Origin of the sequence: Companilactobacillus baiquanensis, from assembly GCF_003946605.1 — a bacterium.
Classification (GTDB): domain Bacteria; phylum Bacillota; class Bacilli; order Lactobacillales; family Lactobacillaceae; genus Companilactobacillus; species Companilactobacillus baiquanensis.
This window is the reverse complement of sequence record NZ_RHOQ01000002.1, coordinates 150,172-171,269: the sequence shown is the minus strand read 5'-3', so window position 1 is coordinate 171,269 and position 21,098 is coordinate 150,172. Positions and strand designations below refer to the sequence as shown.

Here is a 21,098-nt window from a genome sequence, read left to right as displayed (position 1 = left end):
CCATGGGTAAAAAGATCGATCTGGATTCTTTATTGCACGGAAAAACAGATCGAAAAAAAACACTTGGATTATTTGATCTTTCCATACTAGGGATCGGAGCAATTATCGGTACTGGTATTTTGGTTCTAACTGGGATCGTGGCAGCAACTGATGCTGGTCCTGGCGTTATTTACTCCTTTTTGATTGCAGCCCTAGCCAGTGGATTGATCGGTTTATGTTATTCAGAATTAACAACTAGTATCCCTAACTCTGGTAGTGCCTACGTTTATGCATGGGTAACTATTGGTCAAAAAATGGCCTTCTTTGCCGGATGGACTTTATTAGGAGTTTATATAACGACAACTGCGACTGTTGCTAACGGGTGGACTGGTTATGTCCATTCATTCCTACGAGAATTCGGCATTAACCTCCCGAATGCCCTCATACAATCCCCGTTTAATGGTGGAATTATTAATTTACCCGCTGTAATTATGATTTTATTAGTCACTTTGATCCTGACTCGTGGTACTAGTGAAAGTAAAGTTCTAAATAATATCTTAGTACTTGTAAAATTAACAATAATTCTCTTATTTATCTTTGTTAGTTTATCTGATGTTAAAACTTCTAATTGGTCTCCATTTCTTCCATATGGAACCGCTGGTGTATTTGCAGGTGCTTCAACTGTTTTCTTCGCCTTTTTAGGATTTGACGCTTTGGCAACTTCAGCCGAAGAAGTTAAAAACGTTCAGAAAACCCTGCCCCGAGCAATCATCATTTCATTAGTCGTTTCAACTTTACTCTATGTAGTAGTTAGTCTAGTTATGACTGGCGTTATGCACTATAAAAGCCTCAATGTACCAGAAGCAATGTCATTTGTCTTAATTGAAAATGGACATGGTATAGCGGCTCAAATCGTTTCTGGTGGTGCGATTCTTGGTATTATCGCGGTAGTTCTCGCCTTTATTTACGCTTCCTCAAATATAACCATGTCGATGAGTAGAGGTGGATTCTTACCTAATAATTTATCCAAATTAAATAGTAAAACCGGTAGTCCTAATAAGGCGTTATGGTTGATAGGACTTATCGCATCAATTTGTGCTGGATTATTAGATATTAAAAATTTAGCAATTTTTGCTAATGTTGGCTCATTATGTGTCTTCTTCCTTATCTCATTAATGGTTCTATTATTAAGAAGACAACATCCCGATCTAAAGCGCCCATTCAAAGTTCCATTTGGAAGAATCATCCCCATTCTTTCAATGCTAGTCTGCATATTCTTATTAGCCAACCTGCCGCTCAACGCTTGGCTAAACTATCTCGGATGGCTATTTATCGGCGCAATTATGTACGTATTATATTCGAGAAAAAATATTAAAATTGAGCTTGAAGATACAACTATTCCAGGTAAAGGTGGTGATGCGTCTGATAATGATAACGATGATGACGTTTTACTGGATTAGCCCTTTCCTAGAAATTACCTAGCTCTGCTGACATAAACTCGAAAAGAGTGAAACGGATCGTAACATTCCCCTGTTACGATCTTTTTTGTTGGATCACATGCTATAATTTGTCTGTAATACTGAAAATCTTAGGAGGATACTATGTCGAGTAATGTGGCTCACTTAATCAAAGTCGCATCAAATGAAATATCAAGAAGCGTAAATGATTTTGCGGCTAAATATGATTTAACTGGAACTCAAGTCCAAATCATTGACTTTCTAGCTCATATTCCAGAAAATGAAGAAACTTTTCAAAAGGACATTGAGTCAGAGTTTAATATTAGACGCTCTACGGCCACTAACATTTTAAAAAATATGGAAAAAACCGACTTGATAAAACGTGAACCGGTTAAAAGCGATTCACGACTCAAAAAGATCATTATTTTGCCCCGTGCTAAAAATATGCAGGACAAGATCGACGATTTTATGAAAGAAAATGATCAAAAAATTCTTTCTAGTTTGGGTGCCTTTGAACGAAGAGGATTCCTGCATGCTCTGCAAAAACTACCTGAGAAGTTAAAAAACAATTAAAAGTGAGGTAATTAAGTAATGACAAAAGTAATTATGGACTGTGATCCTGGTATTGATGACGCCATTGCATTGACCGTTCTATTAGCCCACCCTGAAAAGGCAGACCTGATCGGTGTAACAACCGTTGGTGGAAATGTTCAATTGGACTACGTGACAGCGAACGCCAAAAAATTACTAACATTTTTAGGTTCAAACGCCGAGCTCGCTTCTGGTCAAGCAACTCCATTAGTTAAAGAAATTGAAACTGCTAGTCAAGTTCATGGAAAAACCGGTATGGATGGATATGACTTCCCTGAAAATAGTAAAGACTATCCATTAACAAGTAATAACGCCGTTACATATTTATATGATCGTATTTCAAACTGTGACGAGAAAGTTAATATCGTTGCCACTGCACCACTAACAAACATTGCTCTGCTACTCAAGGTTTTCCCTGAAGTAAAAGAAAATATTGAACATATCTATATTATGGGTGGTTCAACTTTACAAGGAAATATTACTTTAGCAGCTGAATTTAATGCCTATGTTGATCCGGAAGCTGCAAAGATCGTCTTTGAATCTGGATTGCCTATTACACTTTCAGGACTTAATTTAACTGAAAACAAAGCCTATATGAAGATGGACGAGATCGATCATATTAAAGACCTCGGTCATGTTGGCGTAATGGCAAGTTCGATCATGGAATTCTATTCCGCTGCCGAACTTAAAAATGGCCACACAAAAATCCCCGTTCATGACGCATGTGCAGTTATCAGCTTGATCGCACCAGAACTATTTACTAAGAGTGAGAGTTATCCAATCGATGTTTCACTTACAAATGATGAATTCCGCGGTATGACCTATCCCGATCGCCGTGTCTATGCTTCAAAAGAAAATAACATTAAAGTTCTTGAAGACGTTGATCGTGAAGCCTTTGTTAAATATATTTTTGATTCAATTCAAAGTTATGAAAAATAGGGCATGATATAAGCGGAGGTCTCTGCCTTATATCACGCATTTCCAAAAAAAATGGTACCGAAATTTAATTTTCGGTACCATTTTTTTTATTTTGTCGTAAATCTTGAATATTATCGATCATATCTTGAATCGTTAGATTCGACATTTCATTTTCGGCAGCCTTTTGCACTCTTTCATAAGCACTATTAAGTGTTTGCTGGATATTTGCTCCAACTGGACAATCCATATTAGTTCTTGGATCAACATGTAATAGTTCATGATTCGTTTCCACTGCTTTAAAAACATCTAATAGTGTGATCGTATCAGCTGGTTTAGCAAGTTTTGGATGTGCTGCACCCACTTGGCTGTCTAACAAACCGGCTTTTTTAAGATTTGCCATCAATTTACGAACAACGCTGGCGTTTGCTTCAATACTTTCGGCAATATCGGTACTACTAATATTCTCGTCTGGAATAATATCGATATAAACTAAAATATGAATTGCATCACTCAACTTATAGGAATACTTCATGATGGTCACTTCCTCTCTAAAACATACTCACCCTATTATACTCAAATACCTAGCGATTCAAAATTTCTTTGATTGCATCAGTAAGGGGAGTTAGTTCATGACCTAAAACGTCTGGAAGATCACTAGATGAAACATTTAACTCATTATCACGCATCATATTTTGCATACCAACAAAGACATCAGCAGTTCCTTCATCAAAACCAGATTTGATCAAACCTGTACGGTATTCATCATCAGAAACACTCTTAAATTCAAAATCTTTGCCTGTAACTTCTTTCACTGCTTGTCCTAGTTCTGCATATGAAACTGGTTTGCCAGCAAATTCATAAACTTTTTTGGCATTGTCCAATTCCATAACTTTGGCAGCTCCAATTGCATATTCACGTTCCAAGGCAAAGCCAATCTTACCATCTCCGGCAGCATATAGAGCATCTTGTCCATTTGCTCCAGCTTTAAGATAGCTTGTTTCATTCTCTAAATACCAAGCGTTACGTAAAAATGAATACTTCATGCCGCTCTCTTTGATCATTTTTTCGGTTGCTTTATGGTCAGATGATAAGGCGGACTTGGCATCATCTGCTTTAGCAAAACTAGTATAGGCAATATAACTTACGCCAGCATCTTTAGCAGCGTCAACTACATTTTTATGTTGTGTCTCACGAGGAATAGCTCCACCAGGAACAGAAGAAATGAATAATAGCTTATCAATTCCTTTTAAAGCCTTAGTTAAAGCATCCTTGTCAGTATAATCGGCCTTTTCAATATTTATACCTGCTGGTAAAACCTTTTTTGCCTTATCAGTATTTCTAACAATAGCGGTGATATCACTAGCATTGATTTTCTTCAATAGTTCAGGGATCACGATTTGTCCAAAATTACCAGTTGCAGCTGAAATTGCATATTTCATATTTATTTACCTTCTTTTATTTGTTGTTTTATTAATTACAGGTATTATCTTAACAACTTGTTATTTTATTGTCAACAAGTTTAATTAAAAAAATAAACCATCTTATTATGATTTATTTAAACGCGTGATATAAGGCAGAGACCTCCGCTTATCTACGAATATCGAACAATTGAAAGTACACAATTATTCGATATCCTAGGATATGCTCGGTCTCTAACCGCCTTATATCACGCTCTGATCAATGACTGCATTGTCGAATTTTGAAAACTTGCCAATATCGAATGTATCTCCTCTAAAGATTCTTTTCTACCACCGATCAGCCACTCTCGCCAAATCGCATAGACACCAGAACTCATAAAAGTAGTCCAATACTTTCTTTTAATAGAACTTAAATCTTTAGGCAAAGATAAATTTTCATAAAAATCTATCATATTCTGATTAAAAATATCTTTGATAATATATTCAAATCCATGTTCTGAAGATAATTTTAAAATATCGGCATAATCAGTGAAAAATACTCCTATACTTTCTAATTTCTCTCGTTCAGACACTTTATTTTTAATCTCTTCAAATCTTTTCCGTATCAATGGTTCAAAATAGGCTTTCAACAAATCATCAAGTGTCTCAAAATTCCTATAAAATGCCATTCTGCTTACGCCGGCGATTTTAACGACCTGACTAATAGTAATCTCGTTGAAATTTTTATTTTCTAATAACTTTAGTAATGCTGTCGTTAAATAAGTTTGAGAGTCTTGCTTAATTAATTGTGCATGTTTAGTAGCTGCCATTACAATTTTTCCTTTCTGTCACAGATGCCCTTTGTTTGCTTGAATATTTACTACTCACATTGTAATATGCATTTACAGATGTTACAAGTGTAACGATAGTAAATAAAAAAAGTGTAGGTATTAAATATGAAAAATCAATTAGTAGTAGTAACAGGCGGAAGTGGTTTCATTGCATCACATATTATTATTCAATTATTACAACAAGGTTATCGAGTTAGAACTACTGTTAGATCTTCAAAGAAAATAGATTTAGTTAAAAAATTACTAACTCAAGGTGGAATAACAGATTTCTCAAATTTGTCATTTGCTAAAGCCGATTTAACTTCAGACAAGAATTGGGAAAATGTTATGAAGGGAGCAACTTATGCTATTCACCCTGCTTCCCCAACCCCAACATTAAATTTTAAAAACGAAGATGAAATGATTAAACCCGCTGTTAATGGTGTATTGAGAGTTTTAAGGTCGGCTCGTGATCAAGGAGTTAAACGTGTTGTTTTAACGTCAGCTTATGGTGCAATCTTTGCGGGCCACAAAAATAGGACCACTCCTTATACCGAAGAAGACTGGTCTAATTTAGAGGCAAAAAATATCCATCCTTATCAAAAATCCAAAACTTTATCTGAACATGCCGCTTGGAATTTTATTAAAACTGAAGGTAACGGGCTCGAATTATCCGTTGTTAATCCCGTTGGAGTTATGGGACCGGTCTTAGCTTCAGATTATTCACATTCCAATATCCAAATTCAACAATTACTTGAAGGTAAAATTAAAGCAGTACCCAATGTAGATTCTGGATATGTTGATGTTCGTGATGTTGCCAGTTTACATTTATTAGCGATGACATCTTCTAAAGCAAATGGTGAACGCTTTTTGGCTACAACAGGCGAAACACTCTCAATGCTTGATGTTGCTAACATTTTAAGAGAAGCATTCCCAAAATATGCAAGTGTTCTCCCTACAAAAGTTATGCCGAATTTTTTGATAAAGTTGGCCTCCTTATTTGATCCTCAATTAAAAATGGTTGCATCATTGTTAGGTGTTTACGCAGAAACTAGTAATAAGAAGGCAGTAAATGTATTAGATTGGCATCCCCGTTCGGCCAAAGACGCCATCATTGCAACTGCACAATCTATGATCGATCTAGGAATCGTGAATTAAAATTTGTATCTGCTTTCAAACATCAATAATAATTTTAATATAGTGACATATTTAAAAGGTAAATTGTTTCACATGGAACATCTTGTATGCTTTACAATTTTGCAATACTAGATATAGAATCTACTTTTTAAAAGTTACAATATGATAGAACAAATAGTCCGTTAATCACCTAATAATTATTCACTTTACATTAGTTGTATCGGTTTCACATGGTGTATATTGTAACAGTAGAATAATTATACTTAGGAGGACAACTTACCATGCTCACTAAAGTGCCTTTCCTTAAAAAAATTTCACCTATTCCATTTGCTCTGTATAAAAATAAGGTTTGTATATTTGAGTATGAAATCAATGACACTATTTTTCTCAATACGATTTCCGAAAAACTTTGGGATAGAAACACTTCTAAAACAGTTAATATTTTAAAACTTAGTTCAGATATTGTTGCCGCAACTAAGTTTTCAGTTAACGACGCTGAATACATGTTTGCCGTCACAGAAGAAGAACAAAGCAGACTCGACAAACAACTAATTAATATGCAAAAATACGTTGAAATTGGCGTTGATTTTTTAAAGTCAGATAAAATGACATCCGATTTGATCAATCTTCCTCAAAATTTAAATCGTCGCAATATCGAAAATAATTTTAATCAAGATTTCAAAATGTACAATATTGAGAATAAATTTCAATTAGAAGAAATAGCAATGCATGAACTTGTTCGAGGTAATAAACAAAACGTACAAATACTATTTAATAAAATAATAAATTTAAGTAATACGCCCCTATCAAAAGATAAACTCACTTCTCAAAAATATCGCATTATTATTTTATTAACCTTAGTTTCAAGAACTTGTATACGAAAAAATTGCCCAGTAGGAATAACCTTAAGGTTAACTGACAAATTAACGATTCAATTAGATAGAATTCAAAGCTCCGACGATATTCAGTTATTCATAGAGCATATTGCCGTTGAATATTACAGTCTCCTTAAAAACAACGCCAAAAATTACAATTCTAAATGTATTAATGATGCAGTTGAATTTATTAACGTTAATATTTACAAACCGATAAATAATGACACTATCAGCGATTACTTAGATATGAATCCTAGTTACTTATCGTCATTATTCAAACACGAGACTGGAACACCTTTACGAACATTCATTATTAATAAAAAAGTATCTGAATCAAAATACCTATTAAGAAATACTTCAATGTCAATAAATGCCATCGCTTCAGCGTTAAATTTTAGTAATCAGAGCCACTTTAGTAAATCATTTAAAGAAAGAACTGGTTTTACTCCTAAGTATTATCAAGATGTTGTTAATTCAAAATAAATTACTGGTGAGTATTTGGGGGTGCCGCAACTGAGCATGAGAAACTTTGGCTGCACTGGGACCGATTGGAGCCACGGTCTCCAATCTCGATTTTGAACTTCGCAAGGTACGCGAATTTCAAAACTCGTCCTGTGGTGTAAAGGCTAAAGCCTTAACACCACTTGCACTGCTGCCAAAACTTCTCATGCTCAGTTGCTAAATGTTGGTTTTAATTTTATATGGAATATCATGTAACGAAGCCTACTAAGATCGTGTGTTTTTAGTAAAAAAATATGTTTTGATACACGTACAATGTACAAAAGGTAGTAAATAGATTTTTTATCTGTTTGCTACCTTTTACTATTTATCTATATAACGATGGACAAAAATCAGTTCAAGTACAATTCAGTCGGAAGTTGAAAACGAGAAAAACCCGCCGTGAACGTGGTGTTAGAACGAGTGTACTTCTCGTTCTTACAGCACAGGACGTATTTTGAAATTCGCGCACTTTGCGAAGTTCAAAATCGAGCTTGAAGACCGTGACTTCAAGCGTTCCTCACAGCGGGCTTTTTCTCGTTTTCAACTGGAGACGGCATTCAAAGACCAAATAAAAAATCACAATCCATCAAGAATTGTGATCTTTATTCATACTAGAAAGCTGAATATATTTGGTTCAACTATCTAAGCCATAGCTGGCTTTGTTTTTGGTGAATCAGCTACTGCTACCTTGTTTTCTGAAGCATTGACCAAGGTTGCGGCCACCATTGAACTAGTGACATTAGTAGTTGTTCTTGCCATATTGGCAAAAGCATCAATCCCAGCAAAGATACTTACCAATTCTACGGGTAATCCAAGCGTTACAAACATTGCTGTTGCAAGCATAATGCCACCGCCCGGAACCCCAGCTGTTCCTAATGACACTACTGGACAAAGTAGAACTATTACAACAACTTGAAGCAAAGAAACATTCATACCCAATGAATTCATAGCGTAAATTGATAGTAATGGCGGCCATATCCCAGCACATCCCGACATTCCTACCGTAGTTCCTAATGGACCTACAAAATTAGCTATACTTTCAGAAACGCCTTCTTTTTTAGTCAGACATTCAACATATAAAGGCAAAGTTCCAGATGAACTTCTTGATGAGAAAGCCATCAGTTGGGCCGGCATAATATTTTTAAAATATTGAACCGGTGATCTTTTAGCAACAAGCTTCAATAAAATACTGTCTGTTACATACATATGGAAGAAACAACCAACAAAGGCTAAAACGATAATTGTTACTAGTGGCATCAAAGCTTTAGCATCACTAGTCCCAATTGTATCTGCCATCAAAAAGATAATTGAATATGGTAAAAATTTAATAATTACGCGAATAATTTGATAGACAATATCATGGCAGTCATCAATAAAAGCCTTAAATGTTTTCATTGACTTCGGACGTTTACTTGATAAGGCTACTACGGCAATTCCAACAATAATCGAGAAGAAAACAATTGGAATAACTTTTCCTTCAGCCATTGAAGTGAATAGATTATCAGAAAAGAAATCCGTAATTACTTCCGTAAATTTTGGAATTTTCTCAACTTTAAATCCATTCACAACACTCAAATGGCTGCCTTTACCAATACCAGATCCAACAGCTAATGCAGCACCGACGATTGCTGCTAATAACGTCTGAAAAAGTAACCAGAAAAGTGATTTCGACCCTATTTTTTTTAGTTGTTTTAAAGATTGCATTGAGTAAATACTTTTTATCAGTGAAACCATCAATAATGGAATAACCATCATTGAAATGACCCTTGTATAAATAGTTCCCAGAACGGCAACATAAGAAGTATCTCCTTTAAAGATAAGTCCTATGACTATACCAACTATCAAAGCCACTACCGAAGTAAATGTAAAATTGGTCTTTTTATTCAGCACATAAATAAAATAACAGGCAACTAAAGAAACCAATAAAGTAGTTAAATTCATTGTTACATTCATCAAATCCCTCTTTTTGATAAATTTCTTTATTGTTCTTTTAGATTTGCTCAATAACTAAACTTTCTTACACCTCCTTTGTAATTTTTAATTACTGAGGCAAAGAACATTATTAGAATAACAAAAAAAGGAGGCGACGAAAGCGCTTCCTTGTAGATTATTTCACTATCCTAAAATTTTTGATATTTATCCAATTTTTTTGTTAAGATTTTTTACTAGCAGTCTTGCGACAGCTTTGGCTGAAAATGGATTTTGTCCTGTTATCAATTGTCCATCTTGAATTGCGTATTCACGATAGGCACGTTTTTTTACAAAATCAGCTCCACGTTTTTCGGCCGCAATTTGATTAAAAAATGGAACAAGTTTATTCTTACCCGCCAAAACTTCTTCTGATTTTGTAAAACATGTAATCTTATGACCAGAAATTAAATATTTATTGCTAGGTAATTTAATGTTTAACAATCCAGCAATGCCATGGCAGACAGAGGTCACAAAACCACCATTTTGGTAAATTTTTGAAGCGATTTGTTGAATAGGAATATTGTTAGGAAAATCCCACATTACTCCATGGCCACCAGCATAATAGATTGCTGTGTAGTCATCAGGATCAATCTCGTCTGGTGCTAATGAATTTCTCAAAGCGCGATTTTGAAAATCTTCAGATTCGTAAAAATCCATAATCTCGTCATCAATATACTTCATACTACGAGGATCAAGCGGTACAAATCCCCCCTTAGGGCTAACGTAGTCAATTTTATAACCTGCATCTTGAATGATCTTGGCAAACTCTGTAGCTTCACCTAACCATAATCCAGTGGCTTCATTTTTTGTCCCATACTTTAGAGTATTAGTTAAAACAATTAGAACCTTTTTTATATTTGACGATTGCATTTGACTACCTCCATCACATGCTCTGAGAGTAATTTCATTTTTTTAAATTCTTTGTTTTCGTGCGTTAAATAATAGAAGTTTTTCGTTCCTTCTCGTCGATAGTCAACTAAGTTTACATCTTTTAAAATCTTTAGATGATGTGATACGGCGGGACGGGACAACCCTGTTACTTCTACAAGATCAGTCACTTGAAGACCTCTAAGAATAACTTTTTGATTCATCAAAGCAATAATAATATTCTGTCTTTTTTTATCTCCCAATGCTACTAAAAAATCACTGGATTTAGCGAATTCATGTTTCAATTTTATTAATTCTGACATTTAAAGCCTCTATGGTTTATATTTTTAAACTATTGAAACATTTAATATAATTAAAGTCAATGCATTAATATCAATAAATTATTGTATTGACTTTTTTAATCCATGTAATTATTATAATCATCATCCGTTTAAAAAAATAAACCATTTGAAGGAATAATATGTCAAAAAAAATGAAAGTTGCCACAATAAATCACTACAAGCAAACTAATCTTAAAATACAATCCATTCAAAAACCCACTCCCGCATCCAATGATGTTTTGGTCAAGATAATGACCACTAGTATCAATCCAATTGATACTAAAATAATGGCTGGTGATTTAAAATTGCTTTTAAATTATCAAATGCCCTTAATTTTAGGAAATGATTTTGCAGGAGAAATTGTAGCCATAGGTAAAAACGTTAAAACGTATAAAGTTGGTGATTCCGTGTACGGACGCCCTCAAAAACAACGCATCGGCACATTTGCTGAATATCTATCAGTTAGTAAAGACGATATTGCATTAATGCCTAAAAATTTAAATTACCAAGAGGCTGCCGCCATTCCGCTAGTGGCTTTAACCAGCTATCAAGCATTACATGATTTGATAAAATTAAAACCTAATCAAAAAGTCTTAATTCAGGCAGGTTCAGGTGGTGTCGGTACAATTGCAATTCAAATTGCTAAACAGCTTGGTGCATATGTTGCTACAACTACCAGTCCAAAAAATTTTGAATTAGTAAAATCTTTAGGTGTTGATGAAATTATCGACTACCACTCACAAAATTTTGAAGATGTTTTAAACGATTATGATGCTGTTTTTGATACTATTGGTGGTGAAACTTTAAAAAAATCGTTTAAGATCGTTAAACCTGGTGGTCAAATCGTCAGTGTTTCCGGTTTGCCAAATGCTGATTTTGCCACCAATTATGGGTTATCGTATTGGAAAAAATTATTATTAAAATTCTTAACACGAGATCTCACTAAGTTAGAAAAGCAAAACAATATTAAATACAATTTCTTATTCATGAAACCGAGTGGATCTGAATTATCCACAATTACAAAAATGATTGAAAATAAAAAAGTACGACCAATTATTGATCGCACTTTTGAATTTAAAGATATAAATAAAGCCTTGACTTATTCTCGAAGTGGTCATGCTAAAGGAAAAATCATTATTTCCATTAATGATTAATCGTCACTACTTATGATAAGTTCGATGATTAATAATCATAAATGAGCGATAAATCTGTTCTGTCATTACCAAACGCATCAACTGGTGTGGTAGAGTAAATTTTCCAAAACAAATACTATAATCGGCTCTTTTTGTCACTTCAGGACTTACACCAAGTGATCCACCTATGACAAAAGTAATATCACTAGTTCCATATGTGGATAAGTCATCAACTTTTTTAGCGAGTTCTTCTGATGTTAGTTCTTTACCTCGTAGATCCAACAAAATTACATATTCTTTATCTTTGATTTTAGATAATATTCGTTCGCCCTCGACTTCTTTAACGTGTGCATCTTCTGCATCACTCAAGTTTTCGGGGGCTTTTTCGTCTGGACATTCAACAATTTGAAACTTACAAAAAGCTCCCAAACGCTTAGAATACTCGGCAATACCTGCCTTTAAATATTTTTCTTTTAATTTACCAACTGTTACTAATTTAATGTTCATTTATTTTCCCCTCGTAAATATAATAAGCAAAAATAGCTTTTTTGCCAAATTGTAAAAATCGAATTATTTAGTTACCCACATTATCCACAATTGATCAAAAGTTTGTATAATCTTGTGGAACAGCTATAACACTTGATATTAAAGCGTTTTCTAAATTTAAAATGTCAAGTTATTGACACTTATCAACAAGTTGATAGTTTATTGTGGATAACTTTTCGACAACGTTAAAATAAATAATTTCCCACTTATACACAAGTTATCCACATATGTGGAAAGAATATTTTTATTCATTCTCCAAAAAGACGAAAAAAATATGCAAATTATTAATTAATGTTCAAAAAAAGGCGTGAAACTATTTTAATAATAGTCACACACCTCATTTTAGTCAGAAGTTTTTTTAGTTAAATGAACCTTTGATGTTTCCAGCTTACCGTTATGGTAATATTGAACGCTGACTGTTTCGCCTACTGAATGCGAATACAATGCGCTGTGAAGATCAGCAACCGAACTTATTTTTTTATCTCCAAGTTTAACGATCACATCATTTTTAGAAATACCTGCTTTTTTAGCAACTGATCCAGAAGTTGTACTGTATACAACCGCACCTTTAGTTACTTTACTTGGCAATTTCAAATTAGATTGAGAATCATCTGTTATTTGATCTAAGTCCACCACTTTGATACCTAGTGAAGGACGTTCGACTTTACCATTTTTAACTAGTTGATTAATTATCTTAACAACTTCATTACTTGGAATGGCAAAACCAATACCTTCAACTGAAGTACCATCAGTGCTTGATGCTAACTTCATAGAATTAATACCAATGATCTGTCCAGCCGAATTTACTAATGGTCCACCTGAGTTACCAGGATTAATAGCAGCATCTGTTTGAATAACTGTTGCTTCACCATTAGCCTGACCAGTATTTTGATCTTGAGTTTCAATGGTTCTATTTGTAGCTGAAATGATACCTTGAGTTACAGTCGTAGCATATTGGCTTCCTAGTGGAGAACCAATAGCAATCACGGGATCACCTGGTGAGATATTATCTGAATTACCAAAGTTTGATGTAGCAGGAACTTTATCACCGGCTATTTCTAGAACAGCTAAATCAGTAGTAGAATCAGTTCCGACTAATTTTGCAGATAATTTGGTTCCATCTGCCAGAATAACTTCCAATGAATCTGAACCGGAAACAACATGGTTATTAGTTACAATATAACCTTTACCATTTTGTTTAGCGTAGATCACACCGGATCCTTCACTGTATTCTTGCAAGTTTGAACTAGATCCTGAATTATCCGAATTACTATCGGTACTTGAATCACCAGAATTATCAGTAGAACCGTCAGTTGAATCCGAATTACTATTGGAATCGGAATTACTATCACCAAACAAATCTCCAAAGATAGATGAAAGATCTCCGTCACTTGATTTACTTTGTCTTTGTAAATTAACTACCGAAACTACTGAATTACTTACCTTTTTATAGGCACCAGACATCGTGCTGGAAGTATTTGCCTTAGAATCACTAACTTGGGTAGTTCCAGGAGATCCACTAGAAGCCGTATCAGCAACTCTATTTCCGAAGTAAGAGAATCCAGCAAAAGCAATTCCAACACCTAACATGGCCGAAACAAAGGCAACAATCGCCATTTTTAGCACTGAATGGTCGTTTGAACTGCGCTTTTTCTCTTCAACTCTGGAATCAGTTTTATGTTTATTATCCATACGTATTCACTTCTCCAATACTCGTTACTCTTAATATAACCTTAAATTTTGAACAAATTATGAACTAGATTAGATATTTTTAAGAAAAAACCAAACATAATCAACTTTAAAATATTACCGCCACAATGCTAAAACATCGAATAATTGAAAGTACACAATTATTCGATGTTTAGGTATTTTCACTCTTACAAGGTCATCAAAGGATCTGCAATTGCTGGATCTGTATCATGAATTGAAAAGTCGTGTTCAACACCAAAGTCATGATCTTCCAAAATATCAGCCACAGCTGTATGGGCAGCCTTTTTTGTATTATTTTCATGACTTAAATGTCCAAGATAAATCTGTTTAGTATTGTTTCCAATAACATCCATCAAAGTGTGCGCTCCGTCATCATTTGATAGATGACCTTTTTCACTCAAAATACGCTGTTTCAAAGGCCAAGGATACATCCCATTACGCAACATCTCTACATCATGGTTACATTCCAATAAGTATCCATCAGCATTTTCAATTGTTTTTTGAACACGTTCTGAAACGTAGCCCGTATCGGTCAAAATAACAAATTCTTTACCATTATGATAAAACTTATAAAATTGTGGATCAGCTGCATCATGAGATACCGCAAAGCTTTCAATATCCAGATCATCCAAGGTCATTACTTTATTGTGTTCAAAAAGATTGATTTTTTCCTCAGGTACTTTACCAATTTTAGGCATCATAGCATCCCAAGTTTTCTTATTTGCATAAACATTTAAATCATAACGTCTAGCAAGAACGCCGACGCCTTTTATATGATCAGAGTGTTCGTGTGTGACAAATAAAGAATCGATCGTATTGATATCTTTACCAACACTTGCCAATGATTCTTTGATTTTCTTTCCGGACATCCCTGCATCTACTAAAACATGGTGCTTAGGAGTTTCGATATAAGTAACATTGCCTGAACTGCTACTGGCCAAAACACTTATTTTTAAATCATCACTCACTATAATCGTCTCCTGTTGTTGAACTTTTTATTACATTTCCTGTAAAGGCATTAACCTTCTTTAAAGAATTAACTTTGCTGTCTCGATTTTGAACCGTTACGAACCAAACTGGGATATAGATCGTACTACCCTTGGCTTCAAGAAGTTTTGTATATGCCAAATTAGCATAGGTTATTTTAGAATTATTAGAAATTTCAGAGTTAGTGTACAAATTTATAATTACATCTTTTTCACTCTTAGTAGCTTCTTTTTCGTGCAGGATCATAACGTCATTTACGTAAGTCTGAGTATATCCTGTTACCTTATCATCATTAACTGTAAAAGTCAGTTGTGCTGTCTTGTCATATATCTCACCAAGCGACTCATCAGTTTGAGCGAAAACTACTTGTGAGCTGGTGGATAATTGTGGAACATATTTATATTCTGTTCCATAAAGGACATTTGATTCCCGTTTCATAAAGCTATGCAACTTCTTAACGGTATTAGACTTAGTAACAGTAATAGGAGTATTCAAAGAACTAGTCAACTTATGAGAACTTTCGTCATATTGGAATTCTTGATCACGTAATTTTCCAACATTATTAACCAAAGCATTATTTGGCTTTGAACCTAAATAATAAGCTGAGCCATTCTTTGTATCCAATTTGCCAAAACTTATATCACGTTTGCGCATTTCTGAAATCGTTGATGTGTTCGTACTACTGCTAGTCACAATTTGCTGACTATTACGGAAAGATAGTACCAAGAATAAATCTAATGATACAAAAACTATCAAGAAGATAATTTCAATTCTTCGAAAATCCATTACTATCCCTCCTCTGCAGATTCATTAGTCCATTCCTGATATGGACGCCAATGATTATCGATTTTAATATAGTAGGTTGGTGTCAAATCAACTACATCTTGATTTTCTGATTCACTTTCCCACTGATATCCAGCTTGAATATCTTGAATATCATTAACTGAATAACCAGCTTTATCTAAGCCCTTTAAAATGGACGTTGTTGATTTCAAAGTTGTTTCTGAATTAGATGATGGTACTGGGACTTCTAGAACTTTATTTAAAAAGTGCTCAGTCGTTCCATTTCTACCAAAGCTGATCTTAATGGATCCAAACTGACTCTTTTTAAAGATTGGGAATCCTTCAACATATTCACGGAAAACAAGATCCTTATCATTCCAATCGGCATCATACAAACGTAAATTAGAGACTGAACTTTGTAAATTGACCGCCTTATTGTAGCCTCGCTGGAAAAAGGCCAACTTATTCTTTGGCACTGATGTGTCAGTATAATCGTAGAACGTCAGCTCACCTCTATCATGGTCTGATATCAAGCGCTTCGTTTCACTATAATTATAGGTATAAGTTTCTCCATCTTGTGAAGTGACCAAATCATCGCTGTTAGCATCAAAAAGCGAAGTAGTATATTCACTATCTTGTTTTTCATCAATAACATAGGAATAAGTTCGCATCTTTATAGGTTCGGTATAGAAAGTGAATACTCCATGCTTCATCAAGTTTAAACGTACTTTCAAATCTATATTAGCTTTTTTAGCCAATTTCAAAATTGGTTCTGCTGAAGCATCTCTAACCCCAACTTTGTAAACCGCATAGTTACTATCGTTTGCTAAATATATATTTTTATCTTTCTTATCATTTAAATTAATAATAATTCTGTTGAATGAATAGTCAGAAGAATGCTTTAATACTGTGCTATCTAACAAATAGCCCAGCATCCTGACCGTTATAGCAGTTGGATAGACTAATTGAATGTCATTATGCTTTTGAATCGTCTTTTGATATCTAGCACCGTCTTTTTTAAAGACACGTGTTACACGATCAAATTTCCAATCATTCATTACATTTTGAACACTAAAAGAAATATTTTCTTCATTGTTATAAATCAAACGTTGATCATTACCATCTTGCCAAATTATTTGAGTAGGACTGATAACTTGGTTGATCGGTATTTTATTTTTATCAGATTCCGAAGTCGTAACATCTACATTGCGTCCTCTTTGGTATCGAGCTGTATTCGTCCAGATAAAATAGGACAAAATAACACTGGTTATAACAGCAAATACTAATAGAACTTGTACAACTAATCGACTAAATTTCATCCCATTCTCCTCCAGTCTCATTAGGGTCAAAAGGTAGAGAAATATAGAATGTTGAGCCTTTGCCTTCGGCACTGTTTACCCAAATTCTACCTTTATGTTGCTCAACGATCTCTTTAGAAATGGATAGTCCTAAACCAGTACCGCCTTGTTTACGTGATCGAGCCTTATCAACACGATAAAATCTATCAAAGACTTTCTTAATATCCTTTCTTGGGATACCAAGACCTTGATCAGAAATACTAATAATAATGTGTTTATTAGTTTCCAATAAGCGACACGTTATAACGCCACCATCAGGTGAATACTTGATAGCGTTATTGATGATATTATCCATTACCTGTGTCATTTTATCAGTATCTAATTCTACCCACAAATCCTTGTTGGTAAAAATACGCTTGATCCGATAATTTTTTACGATCTTCTTATCGTCTTCTTTGGCATCGGCCTTTTCTTTTTTAAGCATCATATCAAAACGATCTAAGATGTAAGAAAAGAATTCATTAAAGTTTACTAATTCTTTGTCTAACTTAGAGCGTCCTTGATCCATACGCGAAAGATTTAACAGATCTTGAATCATACGTATCATACGATCGGTTTCTTCAGCAGTAACTTTTAAAAACTGCGGAGCTAGATCTTTATTTTCCCATGCACCATTATTTAATGCATCAATATAACTACTAATACTTGTTAATGGCGTTCTCAATTCGTGCGAAACATTTGAAACGAACTGGCGACGCTCACTATCAATCTTTTGCTGTTCAGTAACATCATGTAAAACACAAACCATACCACTGATGAAACCACTATTTCTTTGAATTAATGAGAAATCAGCATTTAAAATCAAAGAGTTATCGTCGTCATCGTCGTCGTCACTATCAGGCAGATCACTAGTTTCAATGATCATTGGTTCTGGATTTTCCAATAATTGATCAAAGTTAATACGGTCTTCAACTCCTAATACTTCTACAAGAGATTTTCCGTCCGCTTCTCCTTCTTCTTTATTCAAAAACTCCTGAGCCATTTCATTGATAACCGTTATATTTCCTAAACGATTAGTGGCAATAACCCCATCTGACATTTGGGTCAAAACGCTATCCAAACGCCTTCGTTCAGATTCAGAGTTTTCAGTTGCCTCTTCAACTTTAACTGACAGATCATTAACTGCCATTGCCAATTGTCCCAATTCATCAGGAGAATAAACACGAACCTGACCAGAATAGTCTCCTTCGGCCATCCTTACAGCCTGTTGTTTCATTTCATCGATTGGTCTAGTAATCGCACGAGCAATAAAAATTGCGATCACAGCACCAAGTAATCCAGCTACTAATGAAGCTGTTAGAAAAATAACTATAATGTTATTTATACCTGAATAAACAGATTCCATACTGGCTCTAACATAAATAGCCCCCACAACCGTACTGTTATCAGGTGATGAAACTGGTGAAATCGATTCATAAGAACTACCAGTTGCCTTATCATAGTAGATTTGAGTTATCTTCTTATCATTGCTGATACTCTTTTTAACTTGATCCTTCAGAGTTTTTGTTCCGATAGAATCTTTATCTACGTCTTTTGTTCCGACAATTATGCCGTTACGATCGACTATTTGTACATCAGTAATATCGTTATTATTTCTTGTATAATCTTGTATAACATTACTGATATTTTCTTTAGTTTTTGAATCATTATCATTCAAGCTTTCAGAAACCTGATTCAAACGATAGGCAGGAATGACCACAGAATCCTCAAACTGTTGAACGTTTTGTTCCTCTAATTGCCTAACAAAATATGCTCCAATGATTTCAATAGTAACGATCAAAATTAGAATAAATGACAGTCCTATTTTGAAATTAATGGAATGTAAAAAAGCAAATCTATTTTTCAAAATTTCTCACCCATAAATTACAGTCTTAGTTACATTATACAGCTATGAAGACAACAAAAAAACTGACTCAATGTTACAAGTCAGTTTAATTTTAAACTTCAGAATCAGGATCTCTCAAGTAATATCCCACACCACGTCTGGTCATTAGCCATTCTGGTTGACTAGGATTATTTTCAATTTTTTCACGGAGTCTACGAACAGTAACATCAACCGTTCTGACATCACCAAAATAATCGTATCCCCAAACTGTCTGAAGCAAGTGTTCACGTTTCATTACTTGACCAATATGTTGTGCCAAATAATAAAGTAATTCAAACTCACGATGAGTTAACTCAATCTCTTTACCATTTTTAGTTACAGTATAAGCATCAGGGAGAATAGTTAGGTCACCAATTTTGATTTCACTTACTTTATTATCTTCACTTTGAGCATGTTGCTGCGTTCTTAAACGTGCTTTAACACGGGCAACCAATTCTCTATTGGAGAATGGTTTTGTAACATAATCGTCTGCACCTATTTCCAAACCGATAACTTTATCAATTTCTGCATCTTTGGCGGTTAACATAATAATCGGAGTATCTTTAGTTTTACGAACAGTTCTAGCTACTTCGAGACCGTCAATTACAGGCAACATTAAATCTAGTAGAATTAAATCAGGATTTTCTTCTTCTACTTTATCCAATGCCTCTTGACCATCAAAAGCAGTTATTACTTCATAGCCTTCGTTCTCAAGATTATATTTAACAATGTCTGAAATAGGTTTTTCATCATCTACTACTAGAATTTTCTTAGCCATATTCATCTCTCCTTGACTTGACCATTATACTAGTTATGTCATATTAAAACAAAATCAGCATAATTTAACCTTAAAAATAAAAAATTTTATTTAAAAAACCCTTGCCCACAATTTGTTTCTTATGGTATGATATAACTCGTTGATTGATAGATCACATGGGTGGCTAGCTCAGCTGGCAGAGCAACGGACTCTTAATCCGTGGGTCCAGGGTTCGATCCCCTGGCCACCCATAATATAACATTTAACCAGTTACACCGATTGCTTAAAGCATTGGTATAACTGGTTTTTTATTTTTATCGAACAACTTAAATATCTATGTAATTTAAGTTTTTGGTAGTCAGTTACAACAAAATAAATTTACTGGACGGGCGTTAGTCATCACATTTTCTGTGATGGCTTTTTTATATCTAATATTGTAATGCTTTAAATGTTAACAATTCGATATTCTCCGACAATTCAAATGATTAACTATTTTACTTTAGGGCCTGACATAACTGACCATGTTCGTTTTAAAATGCTAATTTGAGGTTACACCTTATCAAAAAAGAGATACAACCTTTTGTATCCCTTTTATGGCCTCAGATTCATCGGATTTTATAAATTACCTTAAGAATTATCTATATTGCTATTCATTTTCAATTTTTTTAATAGATAATTATTAGCGATAGCAAGTTAACGACGGTGGCTACGACTTTAAAGGCGGTGATGCTTATGGTCTTCTTACTGTAAGTTATTCATATCCTATGAAAGGAGTAGCATTTTGTCTGTTTCAGACGCTTTGAATCTTATGTTAACATTCGGTATATTTCTAATTGCCCTGTTATCATACATTCATAGTGATAAGAAATGAGCAAAAAAATAACCGTCTAACTTTGGCTAGTTACGGTTATTTTTAAGTTTTATAAGTATTAATAATCAATAGCCACCGTCTTAAACGGGCTATCTGGGGGGATGTTCATAGCATCCCTCTTTTTAGTACACTGATATTGTATCACGTTAACATGAATACATCTATTGAACAGACATATTAGTATATTCAATAACTAATATTAATTAAAATTCTTTACAATTTTTT

Annotated in this window: 20 protein-coding genes and 1 tRNA gene; 8 read left to right on the top strand and 13 right to left on the bottom strand. The window is 34.2% G+C overall.

All coding sequences use genetic code 11. The features are described 5' to 3' along the window. Positions 1-2 precede the first annotated feature (2 nt). The 3 genes from EKM77_RS04530 (at position 3) to EKM77_RS04520 (ending at position 2,966) form a co-directional block, all read left to right on the top strand. Positions 3-1,439 carry an APC family permease gene (locus EKM77_RS04530; RefSeq protein ID WP_125592867.1) on the top strand — a complete coding sequence of 479 codons (1,437 nt, stop codon included), beginning with the start codon at positions 3-5 and terminating at the stop codon, positions 1,437-1,439. A 141-nt stretch (positions 1,440-1,580) separates the two neighbouring features. Continuing rightward, positions 1,581-2,009 carry a MarR family winged helix-turn-helix transcriptional regulator gene (locus tag EKM77_RS04525; RefSeq protein WP_125592866.1) on the top strand — a complete coding sequence of 143 codons (429 nt, stop codon included), beginning with the start codon at positions 1,581-1,583 and terminating at the stop codon, positions 2,007-2,009. Between the two features lie 18 nt (positions 2,010-2,027). Continuing rightward, positions 2,028-2,966, top strand: coding sequence for a nucleoside hydrolase (locus EKM77_RS04520; RefSeq protein ID WP_125592865.1), 939 nt, complete (start codon positions 2,028-2,030; stop codon positions 2,964-2,966). A gap of 64 nt (positions 2,967-3,030) precedes the next feature. Here EKM77_RS04520 and EKM77_RS04515 read toward each other — a convergent pair whose 3' ends face one another. From EKM77_RS04515 to EKM77_RS04505, 3 genes are all read right to left on the bottom strand, one after another. Continuing rightward, positions 3,031-3,477: an Rrf2 family transcriptional regulator gene (locus EKM77_RS04515; RefSeq protein ID WP_125592864.1), complete on the bottom strand. Its 447-nt coding sequence runs from the start codon at positions 3,475-3,477 to the stop codon at positions 3,031-3,033. A gap of 49 nt (positions 3,478-3,526) precedes the next feature. Beyond that, positions 3,527-4,384 carry an SDR family oxidoreductase gene (locus EKM77_RS04510; RefSeq protein WP_125592863.1) on the bottom strand — a complete coding sequence of 286 codons (858 nt, stop codon included), beginning with the start codon at positions 4,382-4,384 and terminating at the stop codon, positions 3,527-3,529. Positions 4,385-4,611: 227 nt separating this feature from the next. After that, positions 4,612-5,172 carry a TetR/AcrR family transcriptional regulator gene (locus EKM77_RS04505; protein WP_125592862.1) on the bottom strand — a complete coding sequence of 187 codons (561 nt, stop codon included), beginning with the start codon at positions 5,170-5,172 and terminating at the stop codon, positions 4,612-4,614. 126 nt (positions 5,173-5,298) lie between these two features. Between EKM77_RS04505 and EKM77_RS04500 the strand changes: the two genes are divergently transcribed. Next, positions 5,299-6,330: an SDR family oxidoreductase gene (locus EKM77_RS04500; RefSeq protein WP_125592861.1), complete on the top strand. Its 1,032-nt coding sequence runs from the start codon at positions 5,299-5,301 to the stop codon at positions 6,328-6,330. 260 nt (positions 6,331-6,590) lie between these two features. Beyond that, on the top strand, positions 6,591-7,667 hold the full coding sequence (locus tag EKM77_RS04495; RefSeq protein ID WP_125592860.1) for an AraC family transcriptional regulator: 1,077 nt from the start codon (positions 6,591-6,593) through the stop codon (positions 7,665-7,667). Between the two features lie 660 nt (positions 7,668-8,327). Here the strand turns inward: EKM77_RS04495 and EKM77_RS04490 are convergent. The 3 genes from EKM77_RS04490 to EKM77_RS04480 form a co-directional block, all read right to left on the bottom strand. Then, positions 8,328-9,638, bottom strand: a complete 1,311-nt coding sequence (locus EKM77_RS04490) for a dicarboxylate/amino acid:cation symporter (RefSeq protein WP_125592859.1) — start codon at positions 9,636-9,638, stop codon at positions 8,328-8,330. Between the two features lie 183 nt (positions 9,639-9,821). Beyond that, on the bottom strand, positions 9,822-10,511 hold the full coding sequence (locus EKM77_RS04485) for a type 1 glutamine amidotransferase domain-containing protein (protein ID WP_125593080.1): 690 nt from the start codon (positions 10,509-10,511) through the stop codon (positions 9,822-9,824). Further along, complete coding sequence (locus EKM77_RS04480; protein WP_125592858.1) at positions 10,508-10,846, bottom strand: ArsR/SmtB family transcription factor; 339 nt, start codon at positions 10,844-10,846, stop codon at positions 10,508-10,510. Before EKM77_RS04480 ends, EKM77_RS04485 begins: the two co-directional genes overlap by 4 nt. Before the next feature lie 158 nt (positions 10,847-11,004). Here EKM77_RS04480 and EKM77_RS04475 point away from each other — a divergent pair, with 158 nt between their 5' ends. Next, entirely contained in the window at positions 11,005-12,018 is a 1,014-nt protein-coding gene (locus EKM77_RS04475; RefSeq protein ID WP_125592857.1) for an NADP-dependent oxidoreductase, read from the top strand. A 6-nt stretch (positions 12,019-12,024) separates the two neighbouring features. Here the strand turns inward: EKM77_RS04475 and rlmH are convergent, their stop codons facing one another. The 7 genes from rlmH to yycF all read right to left on the bottom strand — a co-directional run bounded on the left by rlmH (position 12,025) and on the right by yycF (position 20,023). Continuing rightward, a complete protein-coding gene (rlmH, locus tag EKM77_RS04470) occupies positions 12,025-12,504 on the bottom strand; it encodes a 23S rRNA (pseudouridine(1915)-N(3))-methyltransferase RlmH (protein ID WP_125592856.1) in 480 nt (159 codons plus the stop codon). Positions 12,505-12,885: 381 nt separating this feature from the next. Next, a complete protein-coding gene (locus EKM77_RS04465) occupies positions 12,886-14,235 on the bottom strand; it encodes a S1C family serine protease (RefSeq protein ID WP_125592855.1) in 1,350 nt (449 codons plus the stop codon). A 185-nt stretch (positions 14,236-14,420) separates the two neighbouring features. Further along, positions 14,421-15,224, bottom strand: coding sequence for an MBL fold metallo-hydrolase (locus EKM77_RS04460; RefSeq protein ID WP_125592854.1), 804 nt, complete (start codon positions 15,222-15,224; stop codon positions 14,421-14,423). Continuing rightward, on the bottom strand, positions 15,214-16,026 hold the full coding sequence (locus tag EKM77_RS04455; protein WP_125592853.1) for a two-component system regulatory protein YycI: 813 nt from the start codon (positions 16,024-16,026) through the stop codon (positions 15,214-15,216). The genes EKM77_RS04460 and EKM77_RS04455 overlap by 11 nt, the downstream gene beginning before the upstream one ends. A gap of 2 nt (positions 16,027-16,028) precedes the next feature. Next, complete coding sequence (locus EKM77_RS04450) at positions 16,029-17,342, bottom strand: YycH family regulatory protein (protein WP_125592852.1); 1,314 nt, start codon at positions 17,340-17,342, stop codon at positions 16,029-16,031. After that, positions 17,332-19,227, bottom strand: a complete 1,896-nt coding sequence (gene walK / locus EKM77_RS04445; protein ID WP_125592851.1) for a cell wall metabolism sensor histidine kinase WalK — start codon at positions 19,225-19,227, stop codon at positions 17,332-17,334. Before walK ends, EKM77_RS04450 begins: the two co-directional genes overlap by 11 nt. A 91-nt stretch (positions 19,228-19,318) precedes the next feature. After that, the gene (yycF, locus tag EKM77_RS04440; RefSeq protein WP_125592850.1) at positions 19,319-20,023 is read right to left on the bottom strand and encodes a response regulator YycF; all 705 of its coding nucleotides are present in this window, start codon (positions 20,021-20,023) and stop codon (positions 19,319-19,321) included. 157 nt (positions 20,024-20,180) lie between these two features. Between yycF and EKM77_RS04435 the strand changes: the two genes are divergently transcribed. Both EKM77_RS04435 and EKM77_RS11225 read left to right on the top strand, forming a co-directional pair. Then, positions 20,181-20,253 (top strand) — tRNA-Lys (locus EKM77_RS04435). Between the two features lie 530 nt (positions 20,254-20,783). Then, on the top strand, positions 20,784-20,873 hold the full coding sequence (locus tag EKM77_RS11225) for a putative holin-like toxin (RefSeq protein WP_125592676.1): 90 nt from the start codon (positions 20,784-20,786) through the stop codon (positions 20,871-20,873). Positions 20,874-21,098 lie beyond the last annotated feature (225 nt).